The organism is Lascolabacillus sp. (genome assembly GCF_028696275.1).
Taxonomy (GTDB): Bacteria; Bacteroidota; Bacteroidia; order Bacteroidales; family Dysgonomonadaceae; genus Proteiniphilum; species Proteiniphilum massiliensis.
The window spans coordinates 23,018-38,854 of record NZ_JAQVHI010000010.1 but is presented as its reverse complement, the minus strand read 5'-3'; the positions used below and the strand labels follow the sequence as shown (position 1 = coordinate 38,854).

11 protein-coding genes are annotated in these 15,837 nt (G+C 37.7%); 8 read left to right on the top strand and 3 right to left on the bottom strand.

Annotated elements, in window-relative coordinates:
- Nucleotides 1-6: 6 nt before the first annotated feature.
- A complete protein-coding gene (locus tag PHO43_RS04325) occupies nt 7-1,932 on the bottom strand; it encodes a DUF4832 domain-containing protein (RefSeq protein ID WP_288009727.1) in 1,926 nt (641 codons plus the stop codon).
- 185 nt (nt 1,933-2,117) lie between these two features.
- On the opposite strand from PHO43_RS04325, the gene PHO43_RS04320 reads away from it, so the two are divergent.
- From PHO43_RS04320 to PHO43_RS04310, 3 genes are all read left to right on the top strand, one after another.
- Entirely contained in the window at nt 2,118-4,223 is a 2,106-nt protein-coding gene (locus PHO43_RS04320) for a M3 family metallopeptidase (RefSeq protein WP_045090414.1), read from the top strand.
- A 22-nt stretch (nt 4,224-4,245) separates the two neighbouring features.
- Nucleotides 4,246-5,097: an endonuclease/exonuclease/phosphatase family protein gene (locus PHO43_RS04315; RefSeq protein ID WP_045090413.1), complete on the top strand. Its 852-nt coding sequence runs from the start codon at nt 4,246-4,248 to the stop codon at nt 5,095-5,097.
- A 177-nt stretch (nt 5,098-5,274) separates the two neighbouring features.
- The gene (locus PHO43_RS04310) at nt 5,275-7,743 is read left to right on the top strand and encodes an SGNH/GDSL hydrolase family protein (protein WP_353738324.1); all 2,469 of its coding nucleotides are present in this window, start codon (nt 5,275-5,277) and stop codon (nt 7,741-7,743) included.
- A 118-nt stretch (nt 7,744-7,861) separates the two neighbouring features.
- Here the strand turns inward: PHO43_RS04310 and gpmA are convergent, their stop codons facing one another.
- The gene (gene gpmA / locus PHO43_RS04300; protein WP_045090412.1) at nt 7,862-8,608 is read right to left on the bottom strand and encodes a 2,3-diphosphoglycerate-dependent phosphoglycerate mutase; all 747 of its coding nucleotides are present in this window, start codon (nt 8,606-8,608) and stop codon (nt 7,862-7,864) included.
- A 172-nt stretch (nt 8,609-8,780) separates the two neighbouring features.
- A complete protein-coding gene (locus PHO43_RS04295) occupies nt 8,781-10,166 on the bottom strand; it encodes an MATE family efflux transporter (protein WP_045091011.1) in 1,386 nt (461 codons plus the stop codon).
- A gap of 161 nt (nt 10,167-10,327) precedes the next feature.
- Between PHO43_RS04295 and PHO43_RS04290 the strand changes: the two genes are divergently transcribed.
- The 5 genes from PHO43_RS04290 to PHO43_RS04270 all read left to right on the top strand — a co-directional run bounded on the left by PHO43_RS04290 (nt 10,328) and on the right by PHO43_RS04270 (nt 15,828).
- The gene (locus PHO43_RS04290) at nt 10,328-11,620 is read left to right on the top strand and encodes a DUF2851 family protein (protein ID WP_288011441.1); all 1,293 of its coding nucleotides are present in this window, start codon (nt 10,328-10,330) and stop codon (nt 11,618-11,620) included.
- 152 nt (nt 11,621-11,772) lie between these two features.
- Nucleotides 11,773-13,668 (top strand): Ig-like domain-containing protein, encoded by a 1,896-nt coding sequence (locus PHO43_RS04285; RefSeq protein ID WP_288011439.1) that lies wholly within the window; start codon nt 11,773-11,775, stop codon nt 13,666-13,668.
- Between the two features lie 10 nt (nt 13,669-13,678).
- Entirely contained in the window at nt 13,679-14,479 is an 801-nt protein-coding gene (locus tag PHO43_RS04280; protein ID WP_045090409.1) for a DUF3108 domain-containing protein, read from the top strand.
- 114 nt (nt 14,480-14,593) lie between these two features.
- A complete protein-coding gene (locus PHO43_RS04275) occupies nt 14,594-15,217 on the top strand; it encodes a redox-sensing transcriptional repressor Rex (protein WP_394331736.1) in 624 nt (207 codons plus the stop codon).
- Nucleotides 15,214-15,828, top strand: coding sequence for a fumarylacetoacetate hydrolase family protein (locus tag PHO43_RS04270; RefSeq protein WP_045090407.1), 615 nt, complete (start codon nt 15,214-15,216; stop codon nt 15,826-15,828). The genes PHO43_RS04275 and PHO43_RS04270 overlap by 4 nt, the downstream gene beginning before the upstream one ends.
- The last annotated feature ends 9 nt before the right edge of the window (nt 15,829-15,837 follow it).

Here is a 15,837-nt window from a genome sequence, read left to right as displayed (position 1 = left end):
TATCTGTTATTTTATCGTTGTTGATCCTATGTAATTAGCTCCCAGCTCAGCATTCCACATATTGCCTTTGTTGGCAAATCGAATACTGCGTTTATTGATACTTTGTTCCAAAGGATCGTTTATTTTAAGATATATATCATATTCACCAGCAGGTACTGTTCCCAGCTCACTGAGGTTTACAGATACATTCATAGTATGCCATGCTTTTGTGTTATCAGCACGACTGTTTCCATTCTCATCTGTCAGCCACTCTCTGGCATCAAGATCTGTTAGTACACTGAATAAATCTGTACTATTTTTGGATTTGAGGATCAGTGAAACATTTTTTCTGTTGATGATATTTCCAAAACCTACATTTTGGATCTTGCCTGTGAAGTTAAGTCTGCCCGTCGGTTTGCAAGTTTCGCTGATTTTTGATTCGCGAAGAATAAGTCGATAACCCAACCTGTCGCGGAAATATTCCAATCCGGTTTTGCCATCATATACAGGGTCGAATATAGCAGTTTTAATTTCTCCGGTGTAGTTGCCGCTCTCAAGTTCCTCTTCGGAGGCAGGAAACTGTATCGGTTTTGTTACATTCTCCTCATTATAGATGAAGTTGTTCCACCTTGAATAATTGCCATGACGCATATTCAAGGCAGTTGTGCGCAGTTGCTGTGCTTCAATTATTGCACCAGGCATGTTACCAAATATATTGTCACCTATACCACCTTCACCCTGCAGAATTTGGTTCTGTTTGTGGAACCATTTAACTACTTTATAACGATCATACACACTGTTGCCATATACTTCAGCGATCATTGAGCTTCCTTCAGAAAGAGAACCATTGTCACTCCAATTACCGGCTGCATAGCTATCATTGAAGAAGCCGAAGCGACTTTCAGGTGAACCTGCAGGTGGTGCGGGCATTTCATCTATGTTGGTAAATGTGTAGTTTGTACAGTATGTTGCGTTATACCAAGCAAGATAACCTCCCGCATGGGTAATAAGTGGTCTTGATGATGGTACAGCCTCCAGGTAGGCGTCCAGAAGCTTTTTGTATGCGTCGGCATTCTGTGCTTCAGGTGATGAATGTTGTTCACCCCAAGGTCCCAGCATTCCTGTTTTAACGCACATGATGATATCTTCAAATTCCTGGAAGATTGGTGTTAGTTGCCAGATATGGTACTCAATCCAGGTTTTATCTTCATGTCCCTCTAAATTACACATTGCAGAAGGGTTGTTTTCGGTAATATACGTAGGCTCAGGTCCATGTATCAACCCCTCTTTAAGATCAAGGTGTGGGTATTTATGCGGTTCTATGTAATTGAAGCCATTACCGTCGTATGAAAATTTTACAAAAGCAACACCTTCACCATCTCTCACCCTTAACAGCAATCCTCTGATATATTCAATAGCATAAGGAGTAAGGGGTCCTGTTACACCTGTTCTTGCTTTCCCAGTGTGAGGATCAGTAAATAGTCCATCTTCATTATAAGCGAAAGCATCACTCGCCGACAAAAATGCATTTGAGGAGAAGTTGCAGAGGTCGAACGACATAAAAGATATACTTGGAAAAGCTGAGACTCCGGTCCCTCCAATATATGGTTTATCTTTCTGGTTAACACCGTTATAGAATTCTGTCTCCACAATATCGTCACCTTCAACGGTAGGTACTTGTCTACCATGATACAGGGGAGTTGTTTCGTCAACTGGTACTCGGTGATCTACTTCAGGAGTTATTCCATAGGGTGAATTAATCTCGTTTACTAACTCAGGAGGGATATTTTGCCAGCGGCCGCGATATGCTCCTCTATCAGGATTTGGGATATCAATTGGATCTTCTGTATAGTCAAGATCCTGTAGTTTTAGCGGACTATCACATCCGGCAATAAAAAGTAATGCGATAAATAGGATTTTACCATGCAAAATGTGAGAAGTGAACTTTTTCATATTTTAAATTAAATTTTTCAGCAATTTACACAAAAATAGATATACCTTCTTGATATACAAAGAAAATCACAGACTGTGTAAAAAGGCAACCAGGTATTAGATGAAAATAAGAGTAAAATGAAAAAAAATAATTTAACTTTGTAAAATAACACTTATTTGTTTTCTCACTTTTATTGCATATTTATATGAAGAAATCGATAGTAACATTTTTTTTAATAATGATGATGACAATTGCTTTTGCTGAAGAGAATCCTTTTTTTAAGCCTTTCGACAGGCCATATGGAACAGCTCCATTCAATGATATCAAAATGGAGCATTTTGAACCTGCCTTTGAAAAGGGTATGGAAGAGCATAAGGTGGAAATTGACAAAATAGCTTCTAATAGTGATGCACCTACATTTGCAAATACTATCGCAGCTATGGAGTATTCCGGCAAAACTCTAAATAGAGTAAGCTCAGTCTTTTTTAACCTTCTTAGTGCTGAGAGTAATGATGAGATGATGGAAATTTCACAGCGCCTGAGTCCTAAGTTGTCTGCTCACTCAAATTATATCAATCTGAATGAGGATCTTTTTAAGCGTGTAAAATCGATATATGATGAACGTAATTCACTGGGGCTTACTCCGGAACAGATAAGACTGGTTGAGAAATATTACGAAGGTTTTGAAAATAGTGGTGCAACTTTATCTCCAGAAGATAAGGAGAAATATAGAGCACTTACAATGGAGCTGAGTAAAGCTACACTGGAGTTTGGACAGAATGTTCTTCGTGAAACTAATGCTTTTGAGATGCTGTTGACGGATGAGTCTGACTTGGCTGGATTGCCTAAGAGTGTTATTGATGCTGCTGCCGCAAAAGCTAAGTCAAAGGGTAAAGAAGGCTGGTTATTTGATCTATCTGCTCCAAGTTTAAGTGCTTTCATGAAGTATTCCTCCAGACGTGACCTGAGAGAGAAGCTGTATATGGCAAATAGCACAAAAAACATAAAAGGGGGTGAATTTGACAATAGTGAGAATATTAAGAAAATAGTAAACCTGCGACTTGAAATTGCTAAGCTCCTTGGTTATGACAGTTTTTCCGACTATGTACTGAAAAACAGGATGGCTAAGAATGCTGATGGGGTATTCGGGTTGCTGGATCGTCTGGCTGAGGCTTTTGGGCCTGTTGCTCGTAAAGAGGTGAATGATGTAAAGCAATTCGCTTCTCAGATGGAGGGTAAAGAGATAGAGATTATGCCGTGGGACTGGAGCTACTATTCTGAGAAACTTAAAGATAGCCGCTTCGGTGTTAATGATGAGATGACTCGCCCTTACTTTGAACTGGAGAATGTGAAGAAGGGTGTTTTTGGACTTGCAACTCAGCTTTATGGTCTTCAGTTTGTGGAAAATCCTGAGATTGAGGTCTATCACCCAGAGGTTGAGGCTTTTGATGTGCTTGATGAAAAGGGAGAGTTCCTTTCAGTACTTTATACTGATTTCCACCCTCGTGAGGGTAAACGCTCCGGTGCATGGATGTCTTCGTTTAAAGGTCAATATATAAAAAATGGAGAAGATAGCAGACCACATATTACAATTGTAATGAATTTCACTAGACCCACCGAAACTGAGCCTGCTCTGCTAACATTTAGTGAGGTAAATACATTTCTGCATGAGTTTGGTCATGCTCTGCATGGAATGCTGACAAAGACTACATATGAATCGCTCTCAGGTACCAGTGTTTATCGTGATTTTGTTGAGCTGCCATCGCATTTTATGGAGAACTGGCTGAAAGAGAAGGATTACCTGGATAAGTTTGCGTTCCACTATCAAACAGGTGAAAAGATGCCGGAAGATCTTCTGCAAAGTATAGTGGATGCTGCGAATTATAATGTAGGTTATGCTACATTGCGCCAGTTGTCATTCGGATATCTTGATATGGCGTGGCATTCACTTAAAGAACCTTTTGAAATGGATAATTCAAAATCCATTATAGATTTTGAAACTAAAGCAATGGAACGTGTTCAATTGTTGCCGATTATCGAAGAAACTTGTATGTCAACCTCTTTCAACCATATCTTCTCTGGAGGGTATGCTGCCGGATATTATAGCTATAAATGGGCGGAAGTAATGGATGCCGACGCCTTCTCATTATTTAAAGAGAATGGAATATTTGATAAAGCAACTGCTGATTCATTCCGTAAGAATATTCTGGAGCGTGGAAATACTGAAGAACCTGAAGTGCTTTATAAACGATTCAGAGGTCGTGAAGCTTCAATTGATGCATTGCTTAAGAGAAGCGGGGTAAATAAATAATGAACATCATAAAATAAACCAAATGAGAACAAAAGTTTTATGGACAGTATTTTTATTACTATCAGTTATAACTTTGTCTGCTCAAAAGAATAGTATGACAAATTTAATTGTCGCTACCTTTAATATTCGTATGGATACTCCGAACGACAATCTGGATTCATGGAAACATAGAAAAGACATGGTAAACGGATTGATTCGCTTTCATGACTTCGATGTTTTTGGAATTCAAGAAGGCTTTCATCATCAGATAATGGATATTCTGGAACCGGGAGGATATGATTATGTTGGAGTTGGTCGCGATGACGGAAAGGATGCCGGTGAACACTCTGCAATTATTTATAAGAAAGAGAGACTGCTTGTTCTTGATGAAGGTAATTTCTGGCTTTCTGAGACTCCGGATGTACCTGGTAAAGGATGGGATGCAACATGTTGTAACAGAATCTGCTCATGGGCAAAATTCAAGGATATTGAAACAGGTAAAGAGTTTTTCTTTTTTAATGTCCACTATGATCATGAGGGAAAGGAAGCTAGAAGGCAGTCATCCTATTTGATGTTGAGTAAGATAAAAGAAATTGCCAATGGTTATCCTGTTATATCAACCGGTGATTTTAATGCTGTGCCGGATTCAGAGCCGATACAAATTATTTTGAAAGATGGCTTTCTTAATGACTCATATGAAGTTACTCTGCAGCCACCATACGGGACTAAAGGGACTTTCAACTCTTTCAGACTAAATTCTCCTATGGATAACAGAATTGATTATATCTGGGTAAGCAAAGATATTATGGTTAATAAATATGGTGTTCTTAATGATGTGCACTATGGTCATTTCCCATCTGATCATTTCCCTGTTGTGGTAAACTTGAGTTTCTGAAACAGATACTCTGTGCTTTATTATTTTAGAAAAGTATAAAGTCAGATTACAGTTTTTAGTATCTGATAAAATCTGCTTATAGAAGAGATGTTTCTGCTTTAAGTGGTAATAAAATATTAATTTTGGGGAGCGTTTTACTAAAAAAGCTCCCCATTTTTTATTAAAGAAGTTGGTATTATGAAGAATAGCATTATTGTTTTCTTGTTACTCAGTTTATCTGTATTATGTGCTCAAGGTCAAATTAAGTGGTATAATCCAATGGAGGCTGAATATCCAGTTATTCAGAACAGAGGTTGGAGTGATGAAATAAAGAACAGTTATCAGAGACTTCCTGATCGTGCTGAGGATTTTGTCAGGAAGAGTGTATGGGATTTGTCAGAAAACTCAGCAGGACTTGCAATACACTTTATAACAAATGCTGATAAAATTGAGGTGAGATACGGTGTGTCTGGTGCTTTTGCAATGAACCACATGCCTGCAACCGGTAAGTCAGGTGTAGATTTGTATGCAATAGATTCTGAAGGAAATAGTAGATTCATTACAGATAGATACAGTTTTGGCGATACCATTAAATTCTCATATAACGACATATTAGAAGAAGAGAAGTTTAAACATGGATATGAGTACAGGCTCTTTCTGCCGCTATACAATAGTATAGAGTGGCTGGAGATTGGAGTACCTGAGTCTGCAGAGTTTGCTTTTATACCTCAGTTGAATGAAAAGCCTATTGTTGTCTATGGTACTTCAATTGCACAGGGTGGGTGTGCTTCTCGTCCTGCTATGGGTTGGACAAACATTCTTTCACGTAAACTAGACTTTCCGGTTGTTAATCTCGCTTTCTCAGGAAACGGACCTCTAGAAAAAGAGATGGTGGATCTGATTAGTGAGCTTGATGCTTCGTTGATTATATATGACTGTCTGCCCAATATGACTAATCTGACGGCAGAAGAGGTTAAAAAAAGGACTACTTATGGAATTCTGGCAATTAGAGAAAAGAGTGATGTGCCTATATTGATCACTGAACATATAGGATACCTGAATGATCGTATGATTAAAGGTCGTAAGGAGGTTGTTGATATGTTAAACAGAGCATCTAGAGAGGTTTTTGATTCTTTAAGACATTCAGGTATATCAAACATCTATTATCTGTATAAGGATAGTATAAATATTCCTGAAGACGGAACTGTAGATTATATACATCCAAATGATCTGGGGATGCAGTGTTATGCTGATGCTTATGAAAAGATTGTTCGTAAGATTCTAAACATGCCTAAAGGTGATATAAAAACAACACAGGCTGTAAGCCAGAGGAGGGAGCCATACATCTATGAGTGGAAAGAGAGACATAGACAAAAACTGGATAAAATTAAAAATAGTCCTCCCAAAAAAGTGATTATTGGCAATTCAATCATACATTATTGGAGCGATGAAAAAGGGAGAGAAAGTGGACCGGAGAGCTGGAAAGAATATATGGAGCCGGAGGGTTTCTTCAATCTTGGTTGTGGATGGGATAGGATAGAAAATGTATTATGGAGGGTTTATCACGGTGAGTTGGATGGTTTTAATGCTGAAGAGGTTGTGCTAATGATAGGTATTAATAATATCGGCTTGAATAGTGATGAAGAGATTGTTGAGGGATTGGAATTTCTTCTTCGACAAATAGAATTAAGGCAAAATGATGCTGTAATTAAAGTTGCGGGACTACTGCCAATGAGATCTCAGGAAGAAAGGATAAAGAGATTGAATGAGAAGGTTTCAGTAATGGCAAAAATAAACGGGTGGCACTTTATTAATCCGGGGGTTAATCTTCTTAGAAATGATAAAATTGATGAGTCTCTATTCAGAGATGGCTTGCATCCAAATGAAAAAGGCTATAAACTTATTGCTCCTTTAATCACGTCTGATGTGGGAAAATCAGTTATATCCGGTTTTAAGGCTCCAGAAAATAAGCACGAAAAATCAACAAGGCTCATGTCATACAACATTAGAAATGCAAGAGGTCTTGATGATATTACAGATTATGATAGAATTGCAAATGTGATCAAGAGTGTGAGACCCGATATTATTGGTATTCAGGAACTCGATAGCGTAACTGGTAGGAGCGAGGGTGTTGATGTGTTAAATGTGCTTTCAAGGAAGACCTTAATGTATGCTACTTATGCCGCTTCTATTGATTATGATGGGGGAAAATATGGTATTGGTGTATTATCAAAAGAGAAACCTATTAGTGTCATAAAAGTTCCTCTGCCATGTAAAAGTGAACCAAGGATGATGCTGATTGTCGAAATGGATGATTATTATTTCGGGAATACCCATTTCTCTTTACATAGCGAAGATAGATTAAAGTCAGTCGAAATTATAAAGAAAGAGGTTGAAAAACTTAACCCTGATAAACCTTTTTTTCTTGTAGGTGATATAAATGCAACTCCCGAAATGGGTGAGGTGAAGGAATTGCTAAAGCTATTTACCACTCTTATTTCTCCTGCTGATTATACATTCCCGGCAGGAAGTCCTCACAGTACAATTGATTATATATTTGGTTACAATGCAAATGATGACTGGAGAGTGATGGAAACTAATGGAGTTATTGCTGAAAAGGTGGCATCCGATCATCGGCCAATATTTGCGGATGTATTGATTAAATAAAAAAAATCGCCGGATTTAACTATATCCGGCGATCTATATAATTTTCAATTTATAAAGAAGGCATTTTTGCTGTAATTATTTTTATCTATACCTTCTAATATAAATGAATTACTATTAATTACTTTGCTTTTCCCTGATTAGCTACTGCTTCCATCAGTTTTTTGATCTCTTCCGGATCACCAAGGAAATAGTCCTTCAGAAGGTTCATGTCATCATCAAATTCAAATACATAAGGAACAGCTGTTGGCAGGTTCAGACTTACAATATCTTCATCTGATATATTTTTAAGATGCTTGATGATACCGCGTAAACTGTTTCCATGAGCTGCAACGATAACTTCATTGTATTTCTTCATATCTGGCACGATAGTTTCGTTCCAGTATGGTAAGATACGCTCAACTGTATCTTTAAGTGCTTCTGTCAGTGGAAGATCTTTTTCATCAACATCTTTGTAACGAGGATCCTGGAATGGTGAACGTTCATCATCTTTTGCAAGTGCTGTTGGTGGAACATCATAGCTCCTGCGCCAGATAAGTACTTGATCATCACCATATTTCTCAGCAGTTTCAGCTTTGTTAAGGCCTTGCAGCATACCATAATGCTTCTCATTTAAACGCCATGTTTTCTCAACAGGTATCCAGTCAAGATCCATCTCATCAAGAACAACGTTTAATGTTTTTACAGCTCTCTTCAAGTAAGAAGTGTAAGCTTTTTCAAACTGAAAGCCTTCTTTCTTAAGGTATTTACCTGCTTTGTGTGCCTCCTCAATTCCCTTTTCGGTGAGATCAACATCTGTCCAGCCGGTAAAGCGGTTTTCCTTATTCCACTTGCTTTCGCCATGACGGATTAATACAACTCGTTTCATACTTTAATTTTAATATGTTAGTAAATTATCTATAATCTGATATAATGAAGTTAGTATACAAAACTACACAAATTCACTCAATTTTTTGCATCATGTTTGTAAATATACCTAAAAACATTGTTCCGGCATAATTGATATTACTCTGTATATTACACCTTTTTGTATAAGAAACCTAATTGGATGTTTTTATACTTTCAGATTGAAGTGGCTCATTTTCCATTCTCTTTAATAACCTTATCTGACCTAACAATAGAGTTAATGAGAGCATTGCGGCTAATGTGTCTGAAATAGGCAGAGCAATCCATAATCCATCAAGTTCCCATAATCGAGGTAAAAGTATGATACCAGGAACAAGAAATATCAACTGTCGGCTAAGACTCTGGATTATCGATTTAAAAGCATATCCAAGACTTTGGAAAAAGCTCGATGCCACAATCTGCATTCCAACAAGAGGAAGAGCTGCTATTGCAATTCTTACACCTCTCTCTGTCAGATCCAGAAGTTCGGTGTCAGTAGTGAATGCCATTGCTATCTGTCTTGGGAACAGCTGCCCTATAATGAATCCTACAGTAGTTATTATTGTTGCAATCTTCATTGTATAATACAGAGTATGTCTTACTCGTTTATAATTCCCTGCGCCATAATTAAATCCAAAAATAGGCTGGGTCCCTTGATTAAGCCCAAGTATCGTAATCAGGAAAAGTCCCAATATGGTATTAATAATTCCAAATGCACCTACTGCCAAGTCCCCGCCATATCGTATCAGTGAGGTGTTCATCAATATATTAACTCCTGAAGCTGCAACCTGCATACTAAATGGAGAAAGACCTATTGATATGATGGATAAAATAATAGCTTTGTTAAGTCTCACATTTCTCCATCTTAATCTTATAACACTGCTCCTTCTTGTAAAGTGATGCATAACAAAAAGAAGACCTATAAACATAGATATAACAGTAGCCCATGCTACACCTCTAATTCCCATATTAAACCCGAAAAGGAATATTGGGGAAAGAATTGTATTAATAACTGCTCCTATAAGCATTGTATACATTGCTTTTTGGGGATAGCCAGAAGCCCGCATCATCGCGTTGAAGTTATAAGTAAGGCTCACAAGCACATTCCCCAGCAACACTATCTGGAGATAGTCCCTTGCATAAGGCAGCGTGAGCTCACTTGCTCCAAAAGAGATAAGTATAGGATCGAGATAATATACGAACAGGGTTATAAAAACGGCATTTAATATTAAAGTCAGTAAAAGAGAGTTCCCTAAAATCTTTTCTGCAGTTTGCTTATCATTTCTACCAAGTGATATCGAAATTCTGGCTGCTGCACCTGCTCCAACCAGCATACCAAGTGAAGATGTCAGGTTAATAACCGGCATTGTAATTGCAAGTCCGGAGATAGCCAATGCTCCTACACCCTGGCCAATATAGATACGGTCAACCACGTTATATAACATGGTAACCAAAGTACCCACTATACCCGGTAGTGCATAATCCCAGACAAGTTTACTTATCTTTTTTGTCCGAAAATCAATTTCTCTCTGTGATTGCAAAATAACTATTAAGAATAACCTAATTAAGGAATTATAAAAAATACCAGCCTGCAAATTTACTGAAATTTCTTCAGATTATGAATCTATTTCATCTACTTTAGTTTACCTGATTTTGACTTTTAGATAATTAATTTTATTTTTGATTTTTAAACTGAATCATTTTGGCGAACACGGAACATCTACTGCATTATATTTGGAAAAACAGGTTATACAACCCTGAATCTTTGAAAACCGCAAAAGGAAATTTAATTGAGGTAATTGATCCCGGATTACATAATGAAGATGCCGGTCCTGATTTTTTTAATGCAAAAATCAAAATAAATAACACCATATGGGCCGGAAATGTTGAGATACACCTTACTTCAAATGATTGGTACAAGCACGGGCATCACCGGGATGAAGCATATAATTCAGTTATATTGCATATATCTGAAGTTGTTAATGGTGTGATAGTTAATGAGATGGGGCAAGAGCTGCCTCAATGCGAAATAAAAATACCTGATACAGTTCGCAAAAGTTCCGATTATTTACTGTTCAGCAGATGCAAAATTCCCTGTTGGGATTTTCTTGCATCGCTGTCTCCCCTGAAATTAAATGCATGGCTTACCTATCTGGCTGTAGAGCGACTTGAACGGAAGACAAGTGATGTAAATCGTCTTCTTAATCGCTTTAATAATTCGTGGGATGATGTTTTTTATATTATGCTGTCAAGAAATTTTGGCTTTGGAATAAACTCAGATGAGTTTGAACGCCTTGCGCTTTCACTCCCGTTAAATATTATACAAAAGCATGGTGATAGCCTATTTCAGATTGAAGCTCTTATGTTTGGACAGGCAGGCATGCTTGAAAATTGTAGCAATAATGATGATTTTGATGATTATTATCTGGAACTAAAGAGAGAGTATGATTTCCTTAAGAGGAAATATAAACTTATATGTCCCGACAATACACATATGAGAAAACTAAGGGTTCGTCCCGGATCCTTCCCTGAAATTCGTATTGCACAGTTGGCAGCACTTCTTCAGAAGTCGGGGCGACTTTTCAGTACTTTTCTACAAAAAGAGAACTATGATCAGATGATAGCACATTTCGTAACAGAGACATCGGAGTATTGGCAAACTCATTATTCATTCAATAAAGTATCGGGCAGAAGCAGTAAAATATTGGGTAAATCATCTCTTGATATCTTGATAATCAATACTGTTGTACCGATACTTTTTACATATGGCAGAAAAACTTTACAGGAGAGGTATTGTAATCTGGCAGAAGATCTTCTTGAATCAATAGGTGCCGAAAATAATTCTATCATCAGAGAATTCAGTCGTGCAGGTATTGTTCCTAAGAATGCCATGGATTCACAAGCATTGATTCAATTGAAGAAAGAGTATTGCGATAAGCGCAAATGCCTCTATTGCAGAATAGGGCACAAGCTGCTATCAAGCAATCAGCAGTAGGCTATTTGTAAAGTAAAAATATCATAGATGAATTACTTAATGAAAATATTGTACATTTGTGACATAAAATGTATTAGTTCCTTTGTAGAAATATGCTGAATAAGATTTTTTCTATTATAACTTTCCTGTTTTTCTCGTTGTTAATTGTCGCAATGTTTCACTCTTGCGCAAACATAGCTGCCCCTACCGGTGGTCCTTACGACGTAGATCCGCCCGTTGTAATCAACGCCTCACCCGATTTCAATTCATTAAATGCAACTCCAAAAAGAGTGGAGATCGAGTTTAATGAAAATATTAAGATCGAGAGTCCAGCCGAAAAGGTAATCATCACTCCTCCTCAGATTGCTATGCCTGTCATACGCTCAATAGGTAAAAAAGCAATTGTTGAGTTCAACGATGAGCTACTGCCAAATACTACATATACAATTGATTTCACAGATGCAGTGGTTGATAACAATGAGGGGAACCCTTTGGAAAATTTCGTCTATTCCTTTTCAACTGGCGATCAGCTCGATACTCTATCTATTTCGGGCAGAGTGCTGAATGCAGAAGATCTTGAGCCACAGCCTGGTGTTTATGTTGGTATTCATTCAAACTTCGATGATACAATGTTCACTAAGGTCCCATTTGAACGTATATCAAGAACCAATTCACGTGGTGATTTCACAGTTAGAGGTATGGCTCCCGGGAAATATAGGGTTTTTGCTTTAACAGATATGAACAGGGATTATAAATATGATAATCCTCAAGAGGCTATAGCTTTCCTCGATTCAATTGTATCGCCTTCAACAACGATGGCTGTACGTCAAGATACCATTTTTCTTGATAGCTTAACAATAGATACTATAAAAACGGTTAATTACACTCGCTATCTTCCAGATGATCTTGTACTTAGATCATTCCTTTCTGACTTCCAGAGAAGGTATCTGCAGAAAAGTGAGCGACCGGTTGAGAACAGACTCAATATTATGTTTTCAGCTCCAACTGAGGTGCCGACTTTTTCGTTGATTGAACCTGCTCCTGCTAATGATAACTGGTATGTAGAAGAAAGAAGCATAAATAATGATACTATCTCTATTTGGATTACCGATTCTCTAATATATAAACAGGACACAATACGCCTTGAGATTAACTATCTGAAGACAGACTCTCTGAATAAAGATGTAATGACTACTGATACTGTCAACTTCAATTTCAGGAGGCAGGCTGCCAGGAGGGGGGCAGACAGGGCACAAAGTGCTCCGGCTGATACATCTCATAATGTGCAGGATGCACCAGTTCAGTTCCTTAGAATAAACAGCAACATTCAATCAAGTTTTGAATTATATAATCCGATCAGGTTAGAATTTGATCAGCCCGTATTAGAGTTTGATTCCTCATATGTTGAACTTTCAATTCAGGTCGACTCTTTATATGAGTCTGTGCCTTTCAGGTTGCTGGCTGATTCACTTAATCCAAGGAAATACACACTTCGCCCAACCTGGGAACCGGGTGGCAGATATTTAGTCAAGATCGACTCTGCAACAGTATTTAGCCATTACGGTTTATGGAATGATAGGTTTGAACAATCGTTTACAGTGAAACCACTCGACCAGTATGGTAACCTTGAGATCAAAATAAGTGGCTTGCCCGAAGGAAAGAGAGCCTTTGTTGAACTGTTGAATAACTCAGATAAACCTTTCAGAAAAAGTGAAGTCAAATCCAATGTTGCAAGATTTCAGGACTTGACACCGGGGGATATATACGCTCGTCTTGTAATCGATGAAAATGGTGATGGTAAATGGACCACAGGAAATTACGAAGAGGGAAGGCAGCCGGAAGAGGTGTTTTATTACAACGGCAAGTTCGTTATCAGGGCTTATTCAGATCATCTTGAAGAGTGGGATATAAATTCCACTACACTCATAAAACAAAAACCACTTGAGATTACTACAAATAAACCGGAAGAGAAGCGTAGAAGAGATCCTAACCAAGATAGGAACAATCAGCAGCAACAGCAGCAAAACAGGCAAAGTTCTCCTTTCTCAGGTATGGGTAGAGGATTTTAATAAATTCATTATGATTAAAAGAATTGTATCACTATTTATATTTGTACTTCTGCTCAATGGTTTACAACCTGCAGAAGCTCAGTGCAAATTAACAAATACTGCTTTTGCAAGCGGCGAAAATATTCAATACGATCTATATTTCAATTTTGGAATAATCAGGGCACGTGCCGGGACTGGATCTTTAACAGTTACCGATGCCAACTATCGCGGGATTAACGCACTTAAAACTGTAATGATGCTTAACACATCAGGGTTGGCCGGGAATATTTATACTGTTAATGATACGCTTACATCTTATGTTGATAGTAACTTAAGACCACTGCTTTTTACAAAAGAGGCTTTCGAGGGTAGTGACTATTCGATTGAAAGACAGTCGTATACATATAATGGTGACGATATCACTATTCGTTCTCTAAGAAACTTCAACGGTGAGGATGTTTTTGATGAAGTGATAACCACAAAAGAGTGTGCTTATGATTATCTTTCTGTCCTATCACTGATTCGTAATCTCGACTTCTCAGGTCAGAAGCCGGGTGACAGGAGATATATCCAGTTTATGGCAGGAAGGAAAGCTGTTAACATGTATGTTAATTATATGGGGATATCCAAAGTCAGAGCTAATAATGGAAAAACATATGAGGTGATTGATATTACCATGACCATACTTGATGATGCATTCACAAATCAGAAAGATGCCTTGAAAGCGTCGCTTACAAACGATATAAACCGTATCCCAATTATAATTGATACCAGTCTTAATATTGGTTCAGTGCGTGCTGTAATGAAAAGCGTTAAGGGTGCCAGACATTAACAGAGTTAAACTATTTCAGACTGATTAAAGAAATTTATCTTTAAATATAGATTAAAATATTTAAATTTCTCCGAAAAGAATTTATCTTTGTAACAAAAAGATATGTCAGTGCAGATGAATTCTAATAAAATCCCTGAACCGGCACTCCGGAGACTCCCCTGGTATTTATCATACGTTAAACTTCTAAAGAGCCAGGGCGAAAAGTATGTTTCCTCAACAAAAATAGCTAAGAAGATAGATGTTTCAGCTTCTCAAATCGCTAAGGATCTTTCATTCGTAGAGATTAGCGGAAAAACAAGAGTAGGTTATGATATAGATGAACTGATTAATGTTTTAGATACATTTTTAGGTTTCAAAGTGATACATAAGGCAGTCCTTTTTGGTGTTGGTAGCCTTGGTGCTGCGTTGTTGTCCGACTCAGGTCTTGAGCAGTACGGACTGAAAATCATAGCCGGTTTTGATGTTAATAAATCAGTTGTTGATACTAAAATACATGATATACCTGTATATCACAGCGATGAATTTATCCAAATGAACAAGGAGATTGATGCCGAAATAGGAATTCTTACTGTACCTTCGGGTGTTGCTCAGGAGGTTTCAGATTATATGATCAGCGGAGGTATAAAAGGGGTATGGAATTTCACTCCGTTCCGTATACGTGTTCCGTCTGGTATCGTGCTCCAGAACACTTCGCTATACGCACATCTTGCAGTTATGTTTAACAGGTTAGATTCATGAAGATTTTTGCCATAGGTCTTAATTACGACTCCCACAATAAAGAGATGAAACGTACGTTTGAAAGTAAAGAGCCGGTTTTATTCATGAAACCGGATACTGCTTTGCTTAAGGACGGAAAACCATTTATGCTGCCCGATTTTTCTAATGAGATTCATTATGAAACAGAGTTGGTTGTAAAAATAAACCGTTTAGGAAAGAATATTGCAGAGCGTTTTGCTCATCGATATTATGATGAGATAACGGTGGGGATTGATTTTACAGCCCGCGATATTCAGCGAAAACAGAAAGAGCTTGGATTACCATGGGAGATTGCAAAGAGTTTTGATAACTCAGCTGCAATTGGTAAGTTCATATCCAAGAGTGAAGTGGATGATATTCAGAATATCAATTTTCATCTTGATATAAATCAAAACAGAGTTCAGCAAGGTAACACTAAAGATATGATTTATTCTGTTGACAGGATTATTTCTTATATTAGCAGATTCTTTACATTGAAAATAGGAGATCTTATTTTTACAGGAACACCTGCCGGTATAGGTCCGGTCAGCATAAACGATCATCTGCAGGGATATATAGAGGAGAGGAAATTGCTGGATTTCAGGGTTAAATAAAAATAGCCC

Excerpts from the sequence above, each read along its gene's own strand:
- PHO43_RS04310 (WP_353738324.1), top strand. The coding sequence starts at position 5,275 with ATGAAGAATAGCATTATTGTTTTCTTGTTACTCAGTTTATCTGTATTA.
- PHO43_RS04280 (WP_045090409.1), top strand. The coding sequence starts at position 13,679 with ATGATTAAAAGAATTGTATCACTATTTATATTTGTACTTCTGCTCAAT.
- PHO43_RS04320 (WP_045090414.1), top strand. The coding sequence starts at position 2,118 with ATGAAGAAATCGATAGTAACATTTTTTTTAATAATGATGATGACAATT.
- PHO43_RS04285 (WP_288011439.1), top strand. The coding sequence starts at position 11,773 with ATGTTTCACTCTTGCGCAAACATAGCTGCCCCTACCGGTGGTCCTTAC.
- PHO43_RS04275 (WP_394331736.1), top strand. The coding sequence starts at position 14,594 with ATGAATTCTAATAAAATCCCTGAACCGGCACTCCGGAGACTCCCCTGG.
- PHO43_RS04325 (WP_288009727.1), bottom strand. The coding sequence starts at position 1,932 with ATGAAAAAGTTCACTTCTCACATTTTGCATGGTAAAATCCTATTTATC.
- gpmA (WP_045090412.1), bottom strand. The coding sequence starts at position 8,608 with ATGAAACGAGTTGTATTAATCCGTCATGGCGAAAGCAAGTGGAATAAG.
- PHO43_RS04315 (WP_045090413.1), top strand. The coding sequence starts at position 4,246 with ATGAGAACAAAAGTTTTATGGACAGTATTTTTATTACTATCAGTTATA.
- PHO43_RS04270 (WP_045090407.1), top strand. The coding sequence starts at position 15,214 with ATGAAGATTTTTGCCATAGGTCTTAATTACGACTCCCACAATAAAGAG.